The organism is Thermonema lapsum, assembly GCF_011761635.1.
Taxonomy (GTDB): Bacteria; Bacteroidota; Bacteroidia; order Cytophagales; family Thermonemataceae; genus Thermonema; species Thermonema lapsum.
In genome coordinates, this window is record NZ_JAASRN010000002.1 from 938,456 (window position 1) to 958,064 (window position 19,609).

Annotated in this window: 14 protein-coding genes; 11 read left to right on the forward strand and 3 right to left on the reverse strand. The window is 48.5% G+C overall.

Annotated features, from left to right (window positions below):
• The first annotated feature begins 138 nt into the window (after positions 1–138).
• Positions 139–1,530 carry a dihydrolipoamide acetyltransferase family protein gene (locus FHS56_RS09540; protein ID WP_166920103.1) on the forward strand — a complete coding sequence of 464 codons (1,392 nt, stop codon included), beginning with the start codon at positions 139–141 and terminating at the stop codon, positions 1,528–1,530.
• 285 nt (positions 1,531–1,815) lie between these two features.
• Here the strand turns inward: FHS56_RS09540 and FHS56_RS09545 are convergent, their stop codons facing one another.
• The gene (locus FHS56_RS09545; RefSeq protein WP_166920105.1) at positions 1,816–3,051 is read right to left on the reverse strand and encodes a S41 family peptidase; all 1,236 of its coding nucleotides are present in this window, start codon (positions 3,049–3,051) and stop codon (positions 1,816–1,818) included.
• 96 nt (positions 3,052–3,147) lie between these two features.
• On the opposite strand from FHS56_RS09545, the gene gldD reads away from it, so the two are divergent.
• The 10 genes from gldD (at position 3,148) to uvrA (ending at position 16,730) form a co-directional block, all read left to right on the forward strand.
• Positions 3,148–3,753: a gliding motility lipoprotein GldD gene (gldD, locus tag FHS56_RS09550; protein ID WP_166920107.1), complete on the forward strand. Its 606-nt coding sequence runs from the start codon at positions 3,148–3,150 to the stop codon at positions 3,751–3,753.
• 74 nt (positions 3,754–3,827) lie between these two features.
• The gene (locus FHS56_RS09555; protein WP_166920109.1) at positions 3,828–4,958 is read left to right on the forward strand and encodes a Re/Si-specific NAD(P)(+) transhydrogenase subunit alpha; all 1,131 of its coding nucleotides are present in this window, start codon (positions 3,828–3,830) and stop codon (positions 4,956–4,958) included.
• A gap of 13 nt (positions 4,959–4,971) precedes the next feature.
• A complete protein-coding gene (locus FHS56_RS09560; protein ID WP_166920111.1) occupies positions 4,972–5,268 on the forward strand; it encodes an NAD(P) transhydrogenase subunit alpha in 297 nt (98 codons plus the stop codon).
• Between the two features lie 3 nt (positions 5,269–5,271).
• Complete coding sequence (locus FHS56_RS09565; RefSeq protein WP_166920113.1) at positions 5,272–6,675, forward strand: NAD(P)(+) transhydrogenase (Re/Si-specific) subunit beta; 1,404 nt, start codon at positions 5,272–5,274, stop codon at positions 6,673–6,675.
• 102 nt (positions 6,676–6,777) lie between these two features.
• Positions 6,778–6,984 carry a hypothetical protein gene (locus tag FHS56_RS11895; RefSeq protein ID WP_208409661.1) on the forward strand — a complete coding sequence of 69 codons (207 nt, stop codon included), beginning with the start codon at positions 6,778–6,780 and terminating at the stop codon, positions 6,982–6,984.
• Positions 6,985–7,086: 102 nt separating this feature from the next.
• Positions 7,087–8,400 carry an adenosylhomocysteinase gene (ahcY, locus tag FHS56_RS09570; protein WP_166920115.1) on the forward strand — a complete coding sequence of 438 codons (1,314 nt, stop codon included), beginning with the start codon at positions 7,087–7,089 and terminating at the stop codon, positions 8,398–8,400.
• 123 nt (positions 8,401–8,523) lie between these two features.
• On the forward strand, positions 8,524–11,103 hold the full coding sequence (locus FHS56_RS09575; protein ID WP_166920117.1) for an adenosylcobalamin-dependent ribonucleoside-diphosphate reductase: 2,580 nt from the start codon (positions 8,524–8,526) through the stop codon (positions 11,101–11,103).
• A 329-nt stretch (positions 11,104–11,432) separates the two neighbouring features.
• Positions 11,433–12,710 carry a serine hydroxymethyltransferase gene (locus FHS56_RS09580; protein ID WP_166920119.1) on the forward strand — a complete coding sequence of 426 codons (1,278 nt, stop codon included), beginning with the start codon at positions 11,433–11,435 and terminating at the stop codon, positions 12,708–12,710.
• 299 nt (positions 12,711–13,009) lie between these two features.
• Positions 13,010–13,843: a twin-arginine translocase subunit TatC gene (gene tatC, locus FHS56_RS09585; protein WP_166920121.1), complete on the forward strand. Its 834-nt coding sequence runs from the start codon at positions 13,010–13,012 to the stop codon at positions 13,841–13,843.
• 55 nt (positions 13,844–13,898) lie between these two features.
• Complete coding sequence (gene uvrA / locus FHS56_RS09590) at positions 13,899–16,730, forward strand: excinuclease ABC subunit UvrA (protein WP_166920122.1); 2,832 nt, start codon at positions 13,899–13,901, stop codon at positions 16,728–16,730.
• 384 nt (positions 16,731–17,114) lie between these two features.
• Here the strand turns inward: uvrA and metK are convergent, their stop codons facing one another.
• Both metK and FHS56_RS09600 read right to left on the reverse strand, forming a co-directional pair.
• The gene (gene metK, locus FHS56_RS09595; protein WP_166920124.1) at positions 17,115–18,389 is read right to left on the reverse strand and encodes a methionine adenosyltransferase; all 1,275 of its coding nucleotides are present in this window, start codon (positions 18,387–18,389) and stop codon (positions 17,115–17,117) included.
• Between the two features lie 119 nt (positions 18,390–18,508).
• Complete coding sequence (locus tag FHS56_RS09600) at positions 18,509–19,513, reverse strand: glycosyltransferase family 9 protein (RefSeq protein ID WP_166920126.1); 1,005 nt, start codon at positions 19,511–19,513, stop codon at positions 18,509–18,511.
• Between the last annotated feature and the right edge of the window lie 96 nt (positions 19,514–19,609).

Consider the following 19,609-nt stretch of genomic DNA (forward strand, 5'->3'; position numbering starts at 1 on the left):
TCCTTATATCTTTTGTTTTAGAAAGACAGAAACACGCTGCCAAATAGCATCTTGCTTTTTGTGAAAGAGATAGCTTGTATTAAATTTGTATGCGCTTGAAATGCATACACAAACTTTTAACCCAAAACATACACGCAGATGGCACTTGTAAAAATGGTGATGCCCAAGATGGGCGAAAGTATCATGGAAGGTACTATCATCAACTGGCTGAAAAAAGAAGGCGACCGCATTGAGCAAGACGAGTATATATTGGAAGTAGCCACCGATAAGGTAGATACAGAGGTGCCTGCTACCCATTCCGGCATTTTGAAACAAATATTGGTAAAAGAAGGAGAGGTGGTACCCGTAGGGCAGCCCATTGCCATCATTGAAACCGAAGGCGAAGGCGACCAAACCACCAGCGGCGGTGCAGGTGAAGCCCAAGCTTTGAACGGCAGTGCCAAACAGGCAGAAGAAGCAGCTCCGCAGGAAGTAGCTGTTTTAGAAGCACAAATGACAGAGACCATCCAGTTGCTCGACAAACCCCAAGATGGGCGCTTTTACTCACCTTTGGTGATGAGCATTGCCAAAACCGAAGGCATCGACATGGATGAGCTGGCGCGTATTCCCGGTACTGGCAAAGACGGACGTGTGACCAAAGCCGATATCTTGGCTTACGTAGAGCAAAAGAAAAAAGGTGCCCTGCAACAGCCTGCACAAACCACTGCACCGGCAACCCAGAAGGTGTCCCCTGCTCCTGAGCCCGTGCAGCTTACCGAAGGCATCACTGCCGATTTCTTCGCCAAAGTGCGTCCTTCGCAGCCTATTCCTGTGTATGAAGGCGACGAAATCATTGAAATGGACCGCATGCGCAAAATCATTGCACAGCGCATGGTGGAATCCAAGCACATATCGCCTCACGTTACTTCTTTTGTAGAAGCCGACGTAACCAATTTGGTTTATTGGCGCCGCAAAATCAAAGCCGAGTTCCAACAAAAAGAAAACGATAGCATCACCTACATGCCTATGATTGTGGAGGCAGTGGTGAAGGCACTGAAAGACTACCCCATGATGAATGTGTCGGTAGATGGGGATAAAATCATCAAGCATAAAGACATCAATATAGGTATTGCTGTGGCTCTGCCCAGTGGCAATCTTATTGTGCCTGTATTGAAAAATGCCGACCGTTACAATATCGTGGGTTTGGCAAAAGCCATCAACGATTTGGCGCGTCGTGCCCGCGAAAACAAACTGAAACCCGACGAATTGACCGGCGGCACTTACACCATCTCTAATGTGGGCTCGTTTGGCAACGTGATGGGAACCCCTATCATCATGCAGCCGCAAGTAGGCATTTTAGCAATAGGTGCCATCCGCAAAAAACCAGCAGTCATTGAAACGCCTACTGGCGATATGATTGGCATCCGTCATATGGTTTTCCTGTCGCACTCTTACGACCACCGCGTGGTAGATGGCGCATTGGGTGGTATGTTTGTGCGCCGGGTAGCTGACTATCTCGAAAACTTCAACCTCGAGCGCAAGTTGTATTAAACTGTTTGATATAAAACATAAAAGGGCTGCTCTTCAAGGCAAAGAAGGGCAGCCCTTTTTATTACTTTCGAGCGCAAGCGAAAAAGCTCTTTTGACTTTTTTGCTTGATGCGATTGATTTCACTATGTGAAGTTTGAAAATGACAAGCTATGTTTAAGCTCTCTTCAAAAGAACGCAAAAGTATTTTTCAAAGCATCGTTTTACGATTAACGGGCAAAAAGCCTGTAAAAAAAGACACCCATGAGAGGGTGCCTTTTATGTGCGCAGCCATTCCAGCGGCTTGCTTTATTCTACCTCTACCATTATGTCCACAGGTGGGGTATCTTGCCACAGCGATGCTTTTTGTGGTATTTTTCGGGGTTGGACACCCGGAAAAGTGCCATTGACCAAGTAACTGATAGCAGCTGCCAGTGAAGCTTCTTGCGGGTCGCCAAAGTCATGGCTCAGGTCGTCGTCGCTTTGGTGGTCGGGCACGAAACCATCATAATAATCCGATTCGTCGTTGGCGTTGCGGCTTTCGAAGATGATAGGCAGAAATGCGTAGTTAAGATGCGTAAAGACCGCCGACCCTACATTTTTGCCTGCGGTGGTGCTGCCTACCAACTTAACTTCCATAAACGGACGCAGCCCGTTTATAATCAACTCGCTGGCAGAAGCCGTAGAGCCGGTGGTGATGACTACCAAGCGGCTAAGGTTGAGGCGAGCATCTTTTTCTTCGAAGTAACGCACTTTGTTGTTGGCACTGTTTTTTTGATTATACACCTGTTTCATGAACACATTGCCTATGGCAGCAGTAGGTGCTAGCAAACTGCCCAAGTGTTGGGCAACCTTCACATCGCCTCCACCATTGTAACGCAAGTCTAAAATCATTTCCTGCACCCCTTCATTTTTCAGGTAATTAAAAGTTTGATTCAAGAGAGGGGCAGCATCACTCAAAAAGACATTGAAGCATACATAACCAATCTTTATTCCGTTGTTTTCGATGACTCTGGTAGCCAGTATCGGGTTGATGTCCAGTACTTCTCTGGTCATGGTAATACTTTCTTCCGTGCCACTGTCCCTCTTTTTCACTTTCAGCGTGCTGGTTTCCGTGAAGCTGATAGGTGTATTGGGAGTAGGTGCTTGTCCGTTTACTTCCAAGATGATATCGCCGCGTTGCAAGCCGGCGCGTGCTGCTGGGCTGTTGGCATACACATAGGCAACGCGCAGCTGATTGTTGGCATCCCATTTCATACCGAAGCCGAAGGCTTTGAGTTGCCCCGATTGCAGATAAGCCAAAAACTCGGGACCGTTGTCATAGAGTGTACTCCAGCGGTCGCGCGGTTTGTAGCGTAAATCTTCCAACAGCAAATGAGGGTCAGTATATTTACGCCAATCAACCCGGGGCATTTGGTCGTTCCAAAGATAGTATAGGTCCATCACCTCCCACACAAATTGAGTAATGGGCATGACGCTCTCTTGTCGTCGGCAGGCAGTAAGCAACAACAAGAAAGCCAAAAGAGTGGATGAGATTCGTTTCATAACACACCCTATTTTTTTCTTAAATGATTTATTTGCGATGATTCGTAACCGTTGGTTTTTGTTAAATTTAGCAAAAAAAATTCAACAGCTATGCACATGAAAAAGTTTTGGTATGGTTGCTTGTGCATGCTCTTGCTGGCGGCATGTGGGGAAGAAGTAGAGTATGTGCCCAAACCCAAAGGCTATAACCGCATTGACCTGCCTAAGCATGAATATCAATCCTTACCCGACACCTTTCCCTACTTTTTCGAATACTCGAAACATGCTATCATACGTCCCGATAGCTCTTGGATGGCTGAACCTTATTGGATTCATATTATTTATCCCAAATTTGGATATGCCGAAGTGCAGGTAACCTACAAAGACATTAGCGACAGTACCGAAAAAAAGCTGATGGAGCTTATCAATGACTCTTATCACCTCACGTCCAAGCATCAAATCAAGGCATACTCTATTGAAGAAACTGTATTTAAAAATGCCTTGGGGCAAAAAGCAGCCGTATTTGAGCTAAGTGGCGAAGTGCCCAGTCAGTTTCAGTTTTACACTACCGATTCGGTACGGCATTTCTTGCGCGGAGCTCTCTATTTCCGTACTGCCACCAAAAACGACTCACTGGCACCCGTGATTGATTTCATAAAGAAAGATATCATTCATATGCTCAACACCGCCCGTTGGAACGATAACCTGCCCGCTAAAAAGTAGCATGCTTTTCTTGCTAAATCTTTTTTCTTGTTTTAATATTTCGGGACATAAGGCAATTAAAAACAAAAAATATCTTGAAAGTCTGTGTTCTCAAAGAATTGGCAGAGCGTGAACGAAGAGTAGCGCTCACGCCAGAAATCGTGCAAAAGCTCTGCAAAGCAGGCTTTGAGGTGCACGTAGAGCAAGGAGCTGGCGTCGGCTCTTTTATCAGCGATGAAGCATACCAAGCAGCTGGTGCACACATAGAAGTCGCAAGAGAGGTACTTTATGCACAAGCCGACGTCGTGCTGAAAGTGAATGCACCCGACCCCAGCGAAATCGCTCAGATGCGCGAAGGAGCTGTACTCATCTCTTTTATGTATCCCTACACCAACCCGCCGCTGGTGGAAGCTTGTCTGCAAAAAAAGATTACGGCTTTTGCTATGGATGCCATTCCGCGCATCTCGCGCGCACAGAAAATGGACGCGCTCAGCTCGCAAGCCAACTTGGCGGGTTACAAAGCCGTGATTATGGGGGCAGACGCGCTGGGTAAAATCTTCCCCCTGATGATGACTGCGGCAGGTACCATCACCCCCGCACGCGTGCTTATCTTCGGTGCCGGAGTAGCTGGCTTGCAAGCCATAGCCACCGCCAGACGACTGGGGGCAGTGGTAGAAGTAACCGATGTGCGTCCCGAAACCAAAGAGCAGGTGGAATCATTGGGCGGGCGCTTCCTTGAAGTAGAAGCCGAAGGGGTAAAGACAGAAGGCGGCTATGCCCGCGAAGTATCGGAAGACTTTTTGCGCAAGCAAAAGGAACTCATCAGCCGACGTATCAAAGAAGCCGATTTGGTGATTACGACCGCTTTGGTCATTGGCAAACGAGCCCCTCTGTTGGTTACCGAAGAGATGGTGCAATCGATGAAACCCGGCTCGGTGATTGTGGACATGGCAGTAGCCTCGGGCGGGAACTGTGCCTTGAGCGAAAAAGATAAGACTGTAGTGAAACACGGCGTTACCATCATTGGTGAATCCAACTTGCCTTCCTTAGTGCCGGTCAATGCCAGTGAGCTGTATGCCCGCAACATCTATGAGTTTTTGACCCACTTGGCAACCCCCGAAGGTTTTAAGCTGGACATGGAAGAGGAAATCACCGCCAAGAGCATCATCACCCACAATGGAGAGTTGCTGCATGCTTTGACCAAAGAAATCCTTCAGAAAAACTAAAAGCAAAAACTCTATGGACACGCAAACATTCATTACACTTTTGTACGTACTCATATTGGCAACATTTGTCGGTTTTGAGTTGATAACTAAAGTACCACCTACCCTACACACCCCGCTCATGTCTGGCTCGAATGCCATCTCGGGTATTACCATTGTAGGGGCTATCTTGGCGACAGGACCCGAGCCCGGCGATTTTTCCATTTCCAAAATATTGGGCATTGCTGCCTTGTTGTTTGCCACCATCAATGTGGTAGGTGGCTATGCCGTGACCGACCGTATGTTGCAGATGTTTAAGAAAAAGAAAAAATAAGTCATGACAAACCGAGAACTCATCATTGCACTGGGCTACTTGCTTGCCAGTGTGTTGTTTATATTAGGCATTAAATTACTGGGTAAGCCTTCTACGGCGCGGCGTGGCAACTTCTATTCTGCGGTGGGCATGCTCGTTGCTGTAGGAGTTACCCTTATGCACCAAAACATCTTAAGCTGGACCGAAATCTTTGCCACTGTTTTGGTAGGTACTGCCATCGGCTGGATTGCTGCCAAACGTGTAGAGATGACACAGATGCCCGAAATGGTTGCTCTTTTCAATGGCTTTGGTGGTGCTGCTTCTATGTTTGTGGCTACCTCTGAGCAGTGGCATGTTGCCATAGAGCAGGGAGGCAAGCCCGAGCTCATCACTGCCATTACTACGGTGGTGAGTATCATCATTGGGGCTATCACCCTCACCGGCTCACTCATTGCTTATGGCAAGTTGAGCGGTAAGGTAAGCGGTAAAGCCATTGTATTCAGCGGGCAGCATCTGCTTAATTTGGTACTGGCGTTGGCAATGGTGGGGGCAGCGGTGTGGAGCATACAGGCACCCGCCCATTTGCTACCTCTGCTGCTCATGCTGGGCATCGCGCTGCTGCTGGGTGTGCTCACAGTCATTCCTATTGGTGGAGCCGATATGCCGGTAGTCGTTTCTTTGCTCAACTCTTACTCAGGCATTGCGGCGTGTGCCACCGGCTTCGTGCTTAACAATCAAGTACTTATCATTGCAGGGGCTTTGGTGGGGGCTTCCGGGCTCATCCTCACCCAAATCATGTGCAAAGCCATGAACCGCTCGCTGGTGAGTGTGCTGCTGGGAGGATTCGGGCAAACCAGCGGTTCAGGTAGCGCCGTAGGCAGCAGCGAGATAGTAGTGAAAGAAGTGCATCCCGAAGAAGCTGCTATGTTGTTCGACGGCGCCTCTTCGGTGATTATCGTACCCGGTTATGGTATGGCGGTAGCGCAGGCGCAGCACGTGGTGCGTGAGCTGATGGAGCTGCTCGAAAAGCGGGGCATTGATGTGAAGTTTGCCATACATCCTGTGGCAGGGCGTATGCCCGGGCACATGAACGTGCTTTTGGCAGAAGCCAACGTGCCCTATGACAAACTGGTAGAAATGGAGCAAATCAACGACGAATTTGCCAATACCGATGTGGTGCTGGTGATTGGTGCCAACGATGTGGTGAACCCTGCCGCACTCAAAGACCCCAGCAGTCCCATTTATGGCATGCCTATCTTGAATGCTTATCAAGCCAAGACCGTTATTATCTGCAAGCGTAGTATGAATCCCGGTTATGCAGGCATCGAAAACGAGCTTTTTGGCTATCCGAATGCGCTCATGATGTTTGGCGATGCCAAAAAAACCATTACCGAAGTGGTGAACGAGTTAAAAGAAAATGCTTCATAGCAAAAACACAGCAAGCAATGGCAGCCGATGAAGGCTGCTTTTTTTATATCCTCGCCATGAACAATTTGCTTAAGTAGGGCGTTTCAAAGTAAAACGAAAGTCATGCGCCCTTCTGTTATTTGGACCACCCTTTTGCTTTTGCTCTTTGTCTTATTACTGCCTTTTTCTTGGGCAACGAGAATCGTGTTTTTTATTTTCGGCATATCGCCCCTTTTCATCATACACATGGTTTATGACGTATTGAAAAACGGTAAAGCGCCCCTGCATACTTTCGAAGAAAGATGGTACTGCGACTATCGACATGAATAATATTGACAATCAGAGGATTTAGACTCTTTCCGTTTGGCTTTCGTAAAGTAGATTCGTATTTTTGTATTCTCAATTTTTATTACCATAAATGGCAAGTTAAGTATGGCAACAACTCAAGAAAAACTGAAGTACAAGGTAAAGGACATCAATTTAGCAGATTGGGGAAGAAAGGAAATCCATTTGGCAGAGGCAGAAATGCCCGGTTTGATGGCTATTCGTGAAGAATATCGCGATAAAAAACCTTTGAAAGGTGCTCGCATTGCCGGCTGTTTGCATATGACCATCCAAACTGCCGTACTCATCGAAACGCTCGTGGAGTTGGGTGCCGAAGTAGCTTGGTCTTCTTGTAATATATTTTCTACCCAAGACCACGCAGCAGCGGCTATTGCTGCTCGGGGCATTCCCGTATTTGCATGGAAAGGCATGACCGAAGAGGAATATATCTGGTGCATTAAGCAAACCCTCTTTGCCTTTGAAGGAGGCAAACCCCTGAATATGATTCTGGACGATGGGGGAGACCTCACCAACTTGGTATTGGACGAATACCCCGAATTGGTCAAAGACATACGTGGCATTTCGGAAGAAACTACCACCGGCGTGCATCGCCTCTATGAGCGCATGAAAAAAGGCACTTTGCCCGTGCCAGCCATCAACGTGAACGACTCTGTAACCAAGTCGAAGTTTGATAACCGCTATGGCTGCCGCGAGTCTTTGGTCGATGCTATCCGCCGTGCCACTGACATAATGCTTGCTGGCAAAGTGGCAGTAGTAGCCGGTTATGGTGATGTGGGCAAAGGGTCGGCGCAATCGTTGCGTAGCCAAGGCGTGCGTGTGATTGTTACCGAGATAGACCCCATCTGTGCCCTACAAGCCTGTATGGACGGCTACCAAGTGATGCGCATGGACGACGCCATCCCGCAAGCCGACATCATAGTAACAGCCACCGGTAACTGCGACATTGTGGTAGGGCGCCACTTCAAAATGATGAAAGACAAAGCCATTGTTTGCAATATCGGACACTTCGACAATGAAATAGACGTGGCTTGGCTCAAGCAAAACTATGGGCATACCCGCGTGAACATCAAGCCCCAAGTAGATATGTACAATGTGGATGGCAAAGAAATTATCTTGCTTGCCGAAGGGCGCTTGGTGAACTTGGGTTGTGCTACCGGTCATCCTTCGTTCGTGATGTCCTGCTCATTCACCAACCAAGTGTTGGCACAAATAGAACTGTGGAACAACCACGACAAATACGAAAACAAAGTCTATATCCTGCCCAAGCATCTGGATGAAAAAGTAGCACGCTTGCATTTGCCTAAGCTGGGCGCACAACTCGACACCCTCACCCCCAAACAAGCCGAGTACATAGGGGTGCCTGTAGAAGGTCCTTTTAAACCTGAGCACTACCGTTATTAATACGATTTATAAAGCATAAACAAGAGTGTTGGCTTCTCGACAAGCCACACTCTTTTCTTTTCCTATCTTACGTGCACACCTTGATTTCCCTTCGATGCTCACCCCATAAAAGCCCTGTGTCCTATGAATCAAATAGAACTAAAATCAACCGGCAAACAAACCCTTGAAGACTGCCCCGTGTACACTGTGCCCGAAGCCCTGGAGGCTTCGAAAAAATACTTTGGTGGCGATGAACTGGCAGCCAGTGTGTGGGTCAACAAATATGCATTGAAAGACTCTTTCGGTAGAATTTATGAGCTTACGCCTGACGACATGCACCGGCGCATGGCAAAAGAGATTCACCGCATTGAACTGAAATATCCCAACCCTCTTTCCGAAGAAGAAATTTATCATCTATTCAAGGATTTTCGCTATATCGTGCCCCAAGGTGGTCCCATGACTGGCATCGGCAACCCTTTTCAAATTGCCTCTCTCTCCAACTGCTTTGTAATTGGGCATGATGGACCCAGCGATTCCTATGGTGGCATCTTGAAAATAGACGAAGAGCAAATTCAATTGATGAAACGGCGGGGTGGTGTAGGGCATGACCTCTCTCATATACGCCCCAAAGGCTCCCCGGTGATGAACAGCGCTTTGACCTCGACCGGTGTGGTACCTTTCATGGAGCGCTATTCCAACTCTACGCGCGAAGTAGCACAAGATGGGCGTCGGGGGGCGCTGATGCTTACCATATCTATCAAACACCCCGATGCCGAAGCCTTCATCGATGCCAAACTGGATGGCACCAAAGTAACCGGTGCCAACGTGTCGGTGAAAATAGATGACGAATTCATGCGGGCAGTCAAAGAAGGGAAGCCCTATGTGCAGCAATTTCCCATAGATAGCCCTCAACCTCGTGTCAAAAAAGAAATAGATGCCCGCAAGTTGTGGAAAAAAATCATTCATAATGCATGGAAATCGGCAGAGCCGGGAGTGTTATTCTGGGACACCATCCTGCGGGAGTCAATACCCGACTGCTATGCTGACCTCGGCTTCCGTACCGTATCGACCAACCCTTGTGGCGAAATACCGCTTTGCCCCTATGACAGCTGCCGCCTGTTGGCTATCAATCTGTTCAGTTATGTGGAAAAACCATTCACAGAAGAAGCTTACTTCAACTGGGAAAAGTTCAAAAAGCACGCCCAACTTGCCTTGCGCATCATGGACGACATCGTGGATTTGGAACTGGAAAAAATAGACCAAATCATAGCCAAAATAGAGAACGACCCCGAAGATTGGGAAATCAAAGAGCGGGAGTTTCGTCTGTGGCATAAAATACGTGAAAAGTGCATACAAGGACGACGTACCGGTGTGGGCATTACTGCCGAAGGCGATATGCTGGCGGCTTTGGGGTACCGTTACGGCAGCGATGAAGCTATTGATTTTTCTGTTCAGGTACACAAAACACTGGCTCTTGAGGCTTATCGCTCGTCGGTGAAGCTGGCACAAGAGCGCGGAGCATTTCCCATCTATGATGCCGCACGCGAAGAAAACAACCCCTTCATCAAGCGTTTGCGTGAGGTAGACTCCGCCCTTTATGAAGCAATGCGCCAGCATGGGCGCCGCAACATCGCTTTGTTGACTATTGCCCCCACGGGCACTACCAGCATCATGACACAGACTACCTCAGGAATAGAGCCGGTCTTTTTGGTGTCTTACAAACGTCGCCGCAAAGTGAATCCAAACGATAAAAACGTGCGGGTCGATTTTGTCGATGAAGTAGGTGATGCATGGGAAGAGTATCATGTGTTCCATCATAAATTTGTAGACTGGCTCAAGGTAAAAGGTTATGACCCCGAAGAAGTAGCCAAGCTGCCCTATGAAGAACTGGAAGCCATCATTAAGCAATCGCCTTATTACAAGTCCACAGCCAACGACATAGACTGGGTGGCAAAAGTGAAAATGCAAGGGGCTATTCAAAAATGGGTAGACCATTCTATTAGCGTAACGGTGAACATCCCCGAAGAGACCTCTGAGGAGATGGTAGCCAAAATTTACATGACCGGATGGGAAGTCGGATGCAAAGGTATTACCGTTTATCGTGAGGGGTCGCGCTCGGGGGTGCTTGTGTCAGACAAGAAGAAAAAAGAAGACCCCCAAAATGCAGAATTCAAAAACACCAATGCGCCCAAGCGCCCCAAAGTACTGGAAGCCGATGTAATTCAGTTTAAAAACAACGACGAGGATTGGGTAGCTGTGGTGGGCTTGCTCAACGGGCGCCCCTATGAAATATTTACCGGACGCGCCGAAGATTCGTTCTCTATCCTATCACAGGTAAGCAAAGGTTGGGTCATTAAAAATCGCACCGAGGAAGGGCGTTCGCGCTACGATTTTCAATACATAGACAAAGATGGCTACCGTGTAACCATTGAGGGCTTGTCGCGCACCTTTAATAAAGAATACTGGAACTACGCCAAATTGATTTCCGGCGTGTTGCGTCATGGCATGCCCATCGAATACGTGGTAGATATGGTCAATGACCTGCATCTAAACGACGAAAGCCTGAATACTTGGAAAAACGGTGTGGTGCGTGCACTCAAACGCTATATTCCCAATGGTACAGTGCCCGCAGATAATCAATGCCCCAACTGTGGTGATGATGCATTGGTTTATGAAGAAGGTTGCCTCAACTGCAAGAGCTGTGGCATGAGCAAGTGCTCGTAAATCAATACAGGCAGCTTCGATAAAATAAAAACACAGGGCAGTGCCACTTATCAGGCATCGCCCTGTGTTTGTTAGGTTTTGTCAAATGAAGCCTAAGAAGCATGTCATGCCACTTGGTAAAAAAGTTACATCCATAGGGTAGGGCAGGAAAGGCAGCTGGAAAAACAGCACATAAGGAGGAATAATAAGAACAAAAAAAGAGCGATTCTCCCCCCTGAGAAAACAAACAGCCTGAACAGCTTTTTGGATTTGTACCAACCTTTTAGCTGCCTTATATTTGACACGACAACACTTTTTCCATCATTCCATTCCATTCAATTCCTTGATTTATGCTACATCGAGACCAAGCCATTTTCAACCTCATAGCCCAAGAAGAAAACCGCCAAAAGAGCGGTATTGAACTCATTGCTTCCGAAAACTTCGTTTCGGAACAGGTAATGCAAGCCATGGGCAGCGTGCTTACCAACAAGTATGCCGAAGGTTTGCCCTATAAGCGTTACTACGGTGGATGCCAATTCGTAGATGAGGTAGAAACTTTAGCCATCGAGCGCGCCAAGCAATTGTTCAAGGCTACTTGGGTGAACGTGCAGCCCCATTCTGGAGCACAAGCCAATGCGGCTGTGATGTTGGCGGTGCTCAAGCCCGGCGATAAAATACTGGGCTTCAACTTGGCACACGGAGGGCACCTAACGCACGGCTCGCCCGTCAACTTTTCCGGAAAGCTCTATCAGCCTTCATTTTATGGGGTAGAGCCTGAAACCGGACGCATCAACTGGGACAAAGTGGAGGAAATTGCGCATAAAGAGCGTCCCAAACTCATCATATGCGGTGCTTCGGCTTATTCGCGCGATTGGGATTATGCCCGTCTGCGTGCTATTGCCGATAGCGTAGGGGCTTTGTTGTTGGCAGACATTTCGCACCCTGCCGGCTTGATTGCCCGCGGTTTGCTCAACGACCCACTCGAACACTGCCACATCGTAACCACCACCACACACAAAACCCTGCGTGGTCCGCGTGGAGGCATGATTATGCTGCGTCATGACTTTGAAAACCCCTTCGGTATCAAAGACAATAAAGGCAAGCTGCGCATGATGTCATCGCTGCTCGACAGCGCCGTATTTCCGGGCACACAAGGTGGACCGCTCGAGCATGTGATTGCTGCTAAAGCAGTGGCTTTCCACGAAGCCCTTACCGATGAATATGCCACTTATGTGCAGCATGTGCGCGCCAACGCGCAAGCTATGGCAGACGCTTTTTTGAAAAGAGGATACGAAATTATCTCTGGTGGCACAGACAACCACCTGATGCTCATAGACCTGCGCAACAAAGGCATTACTGGCAAACAGGCAGAAGAAACCTTGGGCAAAGCTGACATCACCGTAAACAAAAACATGGTGCCGTTCGATACCCAATCGCCTTTTGTTACTTCGGGCATACGGGTAGGTACGGCAGCCATCACTACCCGCGGCTTGCGCCCCGAACACATGGAGCAAATTGTGGATTGGATAGACCGCAGTCTGCAAAATGCCGCCAACGATTCGGCACTTGAGCAAATCAAACACGAAGTGCATGCTTTCATGCAGCAGTTCCCGCTGTTTAGCTGGTAGATAAATCTTGTATGTGCCAAGGCACCATATACGGTGCCTTGGTGTTGATTTTTCACTACACAATCCCCTTTGTTGGCAGGCTGTTTTGCTTTTTTGTCATTCTTGCCCTTGTATTTCTCTATTATTTCGAGCAATTTCCTTTCTTGTCATCCCTAATGAACTGCGAAATAGCCGCCTTTGGTCTCACCCTTTGGAGGGTAGTAGGAAAACCATCACTGTTTTGCCAGTATTGGGCGTGCAATTGTAAATTCCTGCCGTAGCATGTAGATTTGCTTTTTCAAAATTAAAGAGCATGACCCATGGCAAAGCCTGTGGATGACAAAGAAATGAGTTTTATAGACCACCTCGAAGAACTGCGCTGGCATTTGATTCGCTCGCTGTTAGCAATTCTGGTATTTACAGTGGTAGCCTTTATTTACAAAGACTTCTTTTTTGGTAAGATAGTGCTGGGACCCGCGCGCCTGGACTTCTGGACCTACCGAAAACTCTGTGAATTGGGACAGCTCATAGACTCACCGGCACTTTGCTTCGATAAGTTGAACTTTACCCTTCAGAGCCGAAAAATGGCAGGGCAGTTTCTCATGCACCTGACTTCTTCCTTTGTCATTGGTTTAATCATTGCATTTCCTTATGTGTTTTGGGAATTGTGGCGCTTTGTGCGACCTGGTTTATATGAAAACGAGCGTCGGGTAACTACCGGAGTGGTATTGGTGGTTTCTTTGTTGTTCCTTACTGGTTCTCTTTTCGGCTATTATATTCTCACCCCTATTTCGGTGCAGTTCTTAGCCAACTATACCCTCGACCCCTCTATCGTCAACGAATTCGACATTATTTCCTATGTGTCCACACTCCTCACCTTGGTGTTGGGCTGTGCTTTGTTGTTTCAACTGCCCATGTTGGTTTATTTCCTCGCCAAGGCGGGCATCGTCGATGCACAAAGCATGAGAATCTATAGGCGGCATGCCATCGTGGTTATATTCGTGGTGGCAGCTATCATTACGCCTGCTGATGTTTTCAGCCAAATCATTGTGGCTTTGCCGCTGATTTTACTTTATGAAATCAGTATCTTTATTGCGGGCTTTGTAAAGAAGAAAGAAGAGCGGCAAGAAGCATTGCAAAAGCGTGATGCCTGAAAAAACCAATTGCCGGCGAGCGTGTTTAATCGGAAGGGCAAGATAAAATAAAGCAATGGAGCAGTTTATTCGTGTGAGTGGTGCCCGTGTGCACAACCTGAAAAATATTGATATTGACATTCCCCGTTTCCGTCTGGTGGTCATTACTGGTGTAAGTGGAAGTGGCAAATCTTCTTTGGTATTCGATACCCTCTATGCCGAAGGGCAACGCCGCTATTTGGAAAGCTTCGCCTCTTATGCCCGTAATTTTTTGGGTACGCTTGAGCGCCCCGATGTGGACAGCATCGAAGGACTCAGCCCGGTGATTGCCATAGAACAAAAAACGACTTCACGCAACCCACGTTCTACGGTAGGCACTACCACCGAAATATATGACTACTTGCGTTTGTTGTATGCTCGTGCGGCTGAAGCCTACTCTTATGTAACCGGCAAGAAGATGGTGCGGCAGTCCGAAGACCAAATCACCAACTCTATATTAGAGCGCTTTGCCGGGCAAAAAATACAGCTACTTGCCCCATTGGTGCGGGGGCGCAAAGGGCACTACCGTGAGCTGTTCAAAAAGCTTGAAAAAAGTGGCTATACCAAAGTGCGTGTAGATGGCGAGGTGCGCGACATAGAGCCCCAAATGCAGCTCGACCGCTATAAAATCCACGACATAGAATTGGTCATTGACCGTTTGCGTCCCAAAGAGGACGACCGCCACCGCTTGACGCAGTCGGTACGCAAAGCGCTTCAAGAAGGCAACGGGCTGCTGCTGGTCATCGACGAGGCGGGCAATCCTTTCTTTTATTCTAAACGCCTGATGTGCCCCGAATCGGGCATTGCCTATGATGACCCGGCACCTAATATGTTTTCGTTCAACTCACCTTATGGGGCTTGTCCTACATGCGAAGGCTTGGGGGTGATAGAACACATTCCGCGCGAGGCTGTCTTTCCTGACCCTGAGCTGAGTATTGAAGAGGGTGCCATTGCCCCGCTGGGTGAATATCGTGATATATGGGTTTTCAAAAAGATAGCAGCCATCCTAAAACAGCACGGCTATAAGTTGACGATGCCGGTCAAGAAACTACCCGAAGAGGTTATCAATATTTTGCTTTACGGCTCAAAGGAAAAAGTGGCAGTGCCTTCCAAAAAATATCCTGGGCAAGAATGGGAAACTGGCTTCGATGGCATCATTCCTTTTTTAGAATGGCAACTGCAAGAAGGAACCGCTAAGATGCGCGAGTTCGTCGGTGAGTTTGTAGTGAGCGAAACCTGTCCCGAATGTAAAGGAGCGCGCCTCAAAAAAGAATCTCTACATTTCAAAATAGACGGCAAAAACATAGCCGAAGTGGCTGCCATGGACCTGCAGCAGCTGGATGCATGGCTGAACCAATTGCCCGGGCGCTTGAATCCTACCCAGCAGCTGATTGCCGAAGAAATACTCAAAGAAATCAGCAAGCGTGTGCATTTTCTCTTGGATGTGGGGCTTCATTACCTCACCCTCGACCGCCCTATGCGTACCCTCTCAGGAGGCGAAGCCCAGCGCATACGCCTTGCCACTCAAATAGGCACCCAACTCACAGGCGTGCTTTACTTGCTCGATGAGCCGAGTATTGGCTTACATCAGCGCGACAACGAGAAGCTGATTCGTGCTTTGAAAGCCCTGCGCGACTTAGGCAACTCAGTCATCGTAGTAGAGCACGACAAAGAGATGATGTTGGCAGCCGACCATCTTGTAGATGTGGGTCCGGGGGCGGGGCGTCACGGTGGGCGAATAGTAGCCCAAGGCAGCCCGCAGGAAGTAATGACATGTGCCAACAGCCCTACAGCCCTGTATTTGAAAGGCGAGCGCGCAATAGCCGTGCCGACAAAGCGCCGCGCCGGCAATGGCAAAATGTTGATACTGAAAGGTGCGCGCGGACATAACCTCAAAAACATCACCGTGCGCTTCCCTTTGGGCACTATGATTGGCATCACGGGGGTATCGGGTTCGGGCAAGTCCAGCCTTATCCACCATACTCTTTTTCCCATCCTGCGTAAACACTTCTACCGCTCGCAGCGCGACCCGCTGCCTTACGACAGCATCGAAGGCTTGGAACATATCGACAAGGTCATAGAAATAGACCAAGCGCCCATCGGGCGTACGCCTCGTTCTAACCCTGCCACCTATACGGGACTATTTACCCACATCCGTAATTTGTTTAAAGATTTGCCCGAAGCCAAAATACGTGGCTACAAAGCCGGGCGCTTTTCTTTCAACGTAAAAGGGGGGCGCTGCGAAGCCTGCGGCGGTGCGGGAGTGAAAACCATTGAAATGGAGTTTCTGCCCGACGTGCAGGTGCTTTGCGATGTCTGCAAAGGCAAACGCTACAATCGCGAAACCCTCGAAGTGCGCTACAAGGGTAAATCTATTGCCGACGTGCTGGATATGACCATAGAAGAAGCCGCCGCTTTCTTTGAAAATCACCCCCAAATAGCCCGCTACTTGACTGTGCTTAACGAAGTAGGCTTGGGGTATCTGACCCTGGGGCAGCCAGCAACCACACTATCGGGCGGCGAAGCGCAGCGCATCAAGCTGGCTACTGAGCTGATACGCAAAAGCACCGGCAACACTTTCTACATCCTCGACGAACCCACTACCGGCTTGCATTTTCAGGATATAGAGCGCCTGCTCGACTTCCTCAACCGCTTGGTGGAGCAGGGCAACACGGTGCTTGTCATAGAGCACAACCTCGATGTCATCAAAGTATGCGACTATTTGATAGACTTAGGTCCGGAAGGGGGGGCACAGGGGGGAACCATCGTTTGCGAAGGCACGCCCGAAGAAGTAGCAGCCCATCGGCAGAGCCATACGGGGCGCTTCTTGCGCATGGAACTAAAACAAGGGCAATTTGCCGAGAAGTAAGCAGAGGAGAGGGGACAGACAGGCTCTTCCCTCTTGTGTATGTTTTTTGTCCCTTCTTATCCTTTTGAGCATTCCCCTTGCTCATTTCGAGCGTTAGCGATGAATCTCTTTAAGTTTTTGAGTTGAAAGGGCGCCAAAATATGCTCACCTAAAGACACATCCAAAGCACCTGCATATAAGTTGCATCTGCACAAAGGTATCCCACTATTGAGCCTATTTTTAAAAGAGTAGAGCAACGAAATGGAGAAAAACGAGTTGAGTGAGGAATTGCAGGAAGTGGAAGAATCAACACATTACTGTTTTTTGAACGACAAACAACAGACAAAGCAGAAAAACCCCTTTTTCAGGGGCTTTTCTGCTTTGTTTATGGCACAAGGAGTAGCTTTAAGCCAGCCCAAAAGCGCTTTTTACCTTATCTACGTAGTCAAGCTTTTCCCAAGTGAAAAACTCAACCTTTTTCTTGGTTTTGCGGCGTATCTCTTTCTTTTCGTACTCATCTTCCACCAAGTCCACGGTGAACATTTCCACTTCGGCTTCATAGGGAGTGCGTCCCATGTGTCCGTAGGCAGCGGTGGGGGTATAGATGGGGTTTTTCAAGCCCAAGCGCTCAATGATGGCTTTGGGGCGCAGGTCGAACAACTCTTTTACGATGGCAGCTATCTCTACATCGCTTTTGTTGACTTTTGCCGTGCCGAAAGTGTTTACAGTCAGAGATACGGGCTGTGCTACACCAATGGCATAAGAGACTTGTACCAGCACTTCATCGGCGACGCCGGCAGCTACCAAGTTCTTAGCAATGTGACGGGTGGCATAAGCTGCGCTGCGGTCCACCTTTGAGGGGTCTTTGCCCGAGAAGGCTCCGCCACCATGGGCGCCTTTTCCGCCATAGGTATCCACGATGATTTTGCGCCCGGTAAGCCCCGCATCGCCATGGGGTCCACCAATCACAAACTTGCCGGTGGGGTTGATGTGATAGATGGTCTGCTCGTCGAGATATTGGGTAGGGATGACTGCGCCAATCACATGCCGTTTTACATCTTCGGCGATGCGGCGATGCATGTTTTCGTCGGTATCAAACTCGTCGTGTTGGGTAGATACCACGATGGTATGCACGCGACGCGGTTTGTTGTTGTCGTCATACTCGATGGTTACTTGCGCTTTGGCGTCGGGGCGCAGGTAGGGCATCAATTCCGGCTCATTTTTTCGGATATAGGCAAGGCGTTCTACTAAGCGGTGGGCAAAAGCCAAAGCCATAGGCATGTACTCGGGGGTTTCGTTGGTGGCATAGCCAAACATCATGCCTTGGTCACCAGCCCCTTGCTCTTTGCCTTCGGCTTCATCCACGCCGCGGGCAATATCAGGCGATTGACTGTGCAGAGCTACAATGACACCACAAGAGTCGGCATCGAAACGGTATTCGGGCTTGGTATAGCCAATACGGCGGATGGTTTCGCGCACGACATCTGGGATTTCTACATAGGCTTTGGTGGTTACTTCACCGGCAATGACTGCCAAGCCGGTGGTTACGAGCGTTTCGCAAGCCACGCGCGAATCTGCATCTTGCATAAGCATGGCATCTAAAATAGCATCCGATATTTGGTCGGCAATTTTGTCGGGATGCCCTTCAGATACAGACTCAGAGGTGAATAAGTATCCCATAGATTTCAGGTTTTAAACAGTGTTTGAAGGATGAAATTTAAAAAACATGTGCCAAAGTTAAAGATTTTACATATAAATGCTTCAAAACAAAGCCTGCCGCCTGCTATCTTTTTTTGTGCCTATTGTGGCAAGGGAGGCAGACAAGCGGTTAATTGAGAGGCTTCGATGCTTTCAGCACAACGGAAATGCCCTTTGGGGCATTGCTTATGCCCATGAATGCCGCAAGGGCGACACGGCAGCAGCTCTCGCGTCTCTACAATATGACTCTGTTCAGATACTGGGTAAAAGCCAAAACCCGGAATGGTGGAGCAATATACCGCCGTGATGGGAGCACTCATGGCAGATGCCAGATGAAGAGGCGAAGAGTCGTTGGCGTAGTTCATCAGGGCTTTTTGCATGAGTGCTGCCGATTGCAGCAGAGACAGCTTGCCAGCAAGGTTATGAATAGGGCGCTCTTTTACGGCAGAGCGTAGGCGTTCACACAATGCATAATCTGCCGGTCCCCCTATCAAATAAACCGTCAGCGAGGGGGGCAAGGCTCGTAGGAAGGCAACCCACTTGTGTTCGGGGTATTGCTTGGTGAACCATACCGAAGCAGGTGCCACACATACATAGGGGGCTTGGGTTTGATAGTGTGCCACTTGAGCATAGTCATCGGCAGAGGGGTAGAGGCGTGGGCGTTGTGGTGTTTTCTGTTTTACCAAGGGGGCAATGAGTTGGTGGTTCCGTTCTATTTCGTGCATCCCGCGGTCGAAATGGTGCGCTACGCTGTGTTGGAAGGCAAAAGAAAAAGGATTTTTGTTGAAGCCAGCAGTGAAAGCCGCCCCCGAAAGAGCAGTCCATAAGCCGGTAGCAGCAAAACGCTGCACATTGATGACCGCATCATAACGACGGCGGCGTATGTGTTTCAGTATGCGCCACCAGTCTTTGTATTTTGCTGTTTGCTTGTCCCAAACGATGAGCTCATGTAAAAAGGGGTGATGACGGAAGAGACTGTCGTTGCCTTTGCGCACCAAAAAATCAATTGCTGCTTCTGGGTATTCGTTATGTAGGCTTTCGAGTAAAGCAGTTGCCAGAATGGCATCTCCGATAAAAGCTGTCTGAATTACCAGTATTTTATTCATGGGATTTGCTAACTAAATATAGATTTCATAATTTTGTAGCAAAAAAGTCATGAAGTGTCCAAGATGTAAAAGTAGTGAAAAAGTAAAAAATGGTAA

Bases quoted from the DNA above. Each gene is read 5' to 3' on its own strand.
- FHS56_RS09540 (WP_166920103.1), top strand. From the start codon at position 139: ATGGCACTTGTAAAAATGGTGATGCCCAAGATGGGCGAAAGTATCATG.
- FHS56_RS09545 (WP_166920105.1), bottom strand. From the start codon at position 3,051: ATGAAACGAATCTCATCCACTCTTTTGGCTTTCTTGTTGTTGCTTACT.
- gldD (WP_166920107.1), top strand. From the start codon at position 3,148: ATGAAAAAGTTTTGGTATGGTTGCTTGTGCATGCTCTTGCTGGCGGCA.
- FHS56_RS09560 (WP_166920111.1), top strand. From the start codon at position 4,972: ATGGACACGCAAACATTCATTACACTTTTGTACGTACTCATATTGGCA.
- FHS56_RS09565 (WP_166920113.1), top strand. From the start codon at position 5,272: ATGACAAACCGAGAACTCATCATTGCACTGGGCTACTTGCTTGCCAGT.
- FHS56_RS11895 (WP_208409661.1), top strand. From the start codon at position 6,778: ATGCGCCCTTCTGTTATTTGGACCACCCTTTTGCTTTTGCTCTTTGTC.
- ahcY (WP_166920115.1), top strand. From the start codon at position 7,087: ATGGCAACAACTCAAGAAAAACTGAAGTACAAGGTAAAGGACATCAAT.
- FHS56_RS09575 (WP_166920117.1), top strand. From the start codon at position 8,524: ATGAATCAAATAGAACTAAAATCAACCGGCAAACAAACCCTTGAAGAC.
- FHS56_RS09580 (WP_166920119.1), top strand. From the start codon at position 11,433: ATGCTACATCGAGACCAAGCCATTTTCAACCTCATAGCCCAAGAAGAA.
- tatC (WP_166920121.1), top strand. From the start codon at position 13,010: ATGGCAAAGCCTGTGGATGACAAAGAAATGAGTTTTATAGACCACCTC.
- uvrA (WP_166920122.1), top strand. From the start codon at position 13,899: ATGGAGCAGTTTATTCGTGTGAGTGGTGCCCGTGTGCACAACCTGAAA.
- metK (WP_166920124.1), bottom strand. From the start codon at position 18,389: ATGGGATACTTATTCACCTCTGAGTCTGTATCTGAAGGGCATCCCGAC.
- FHS56_RS09600 (WP_166920126.1), bottom strand. From the start codon at position 19,513: ATGAATAAAATACTGGTAATTCAGACAGCTTTTATCGGAGATGCCATT.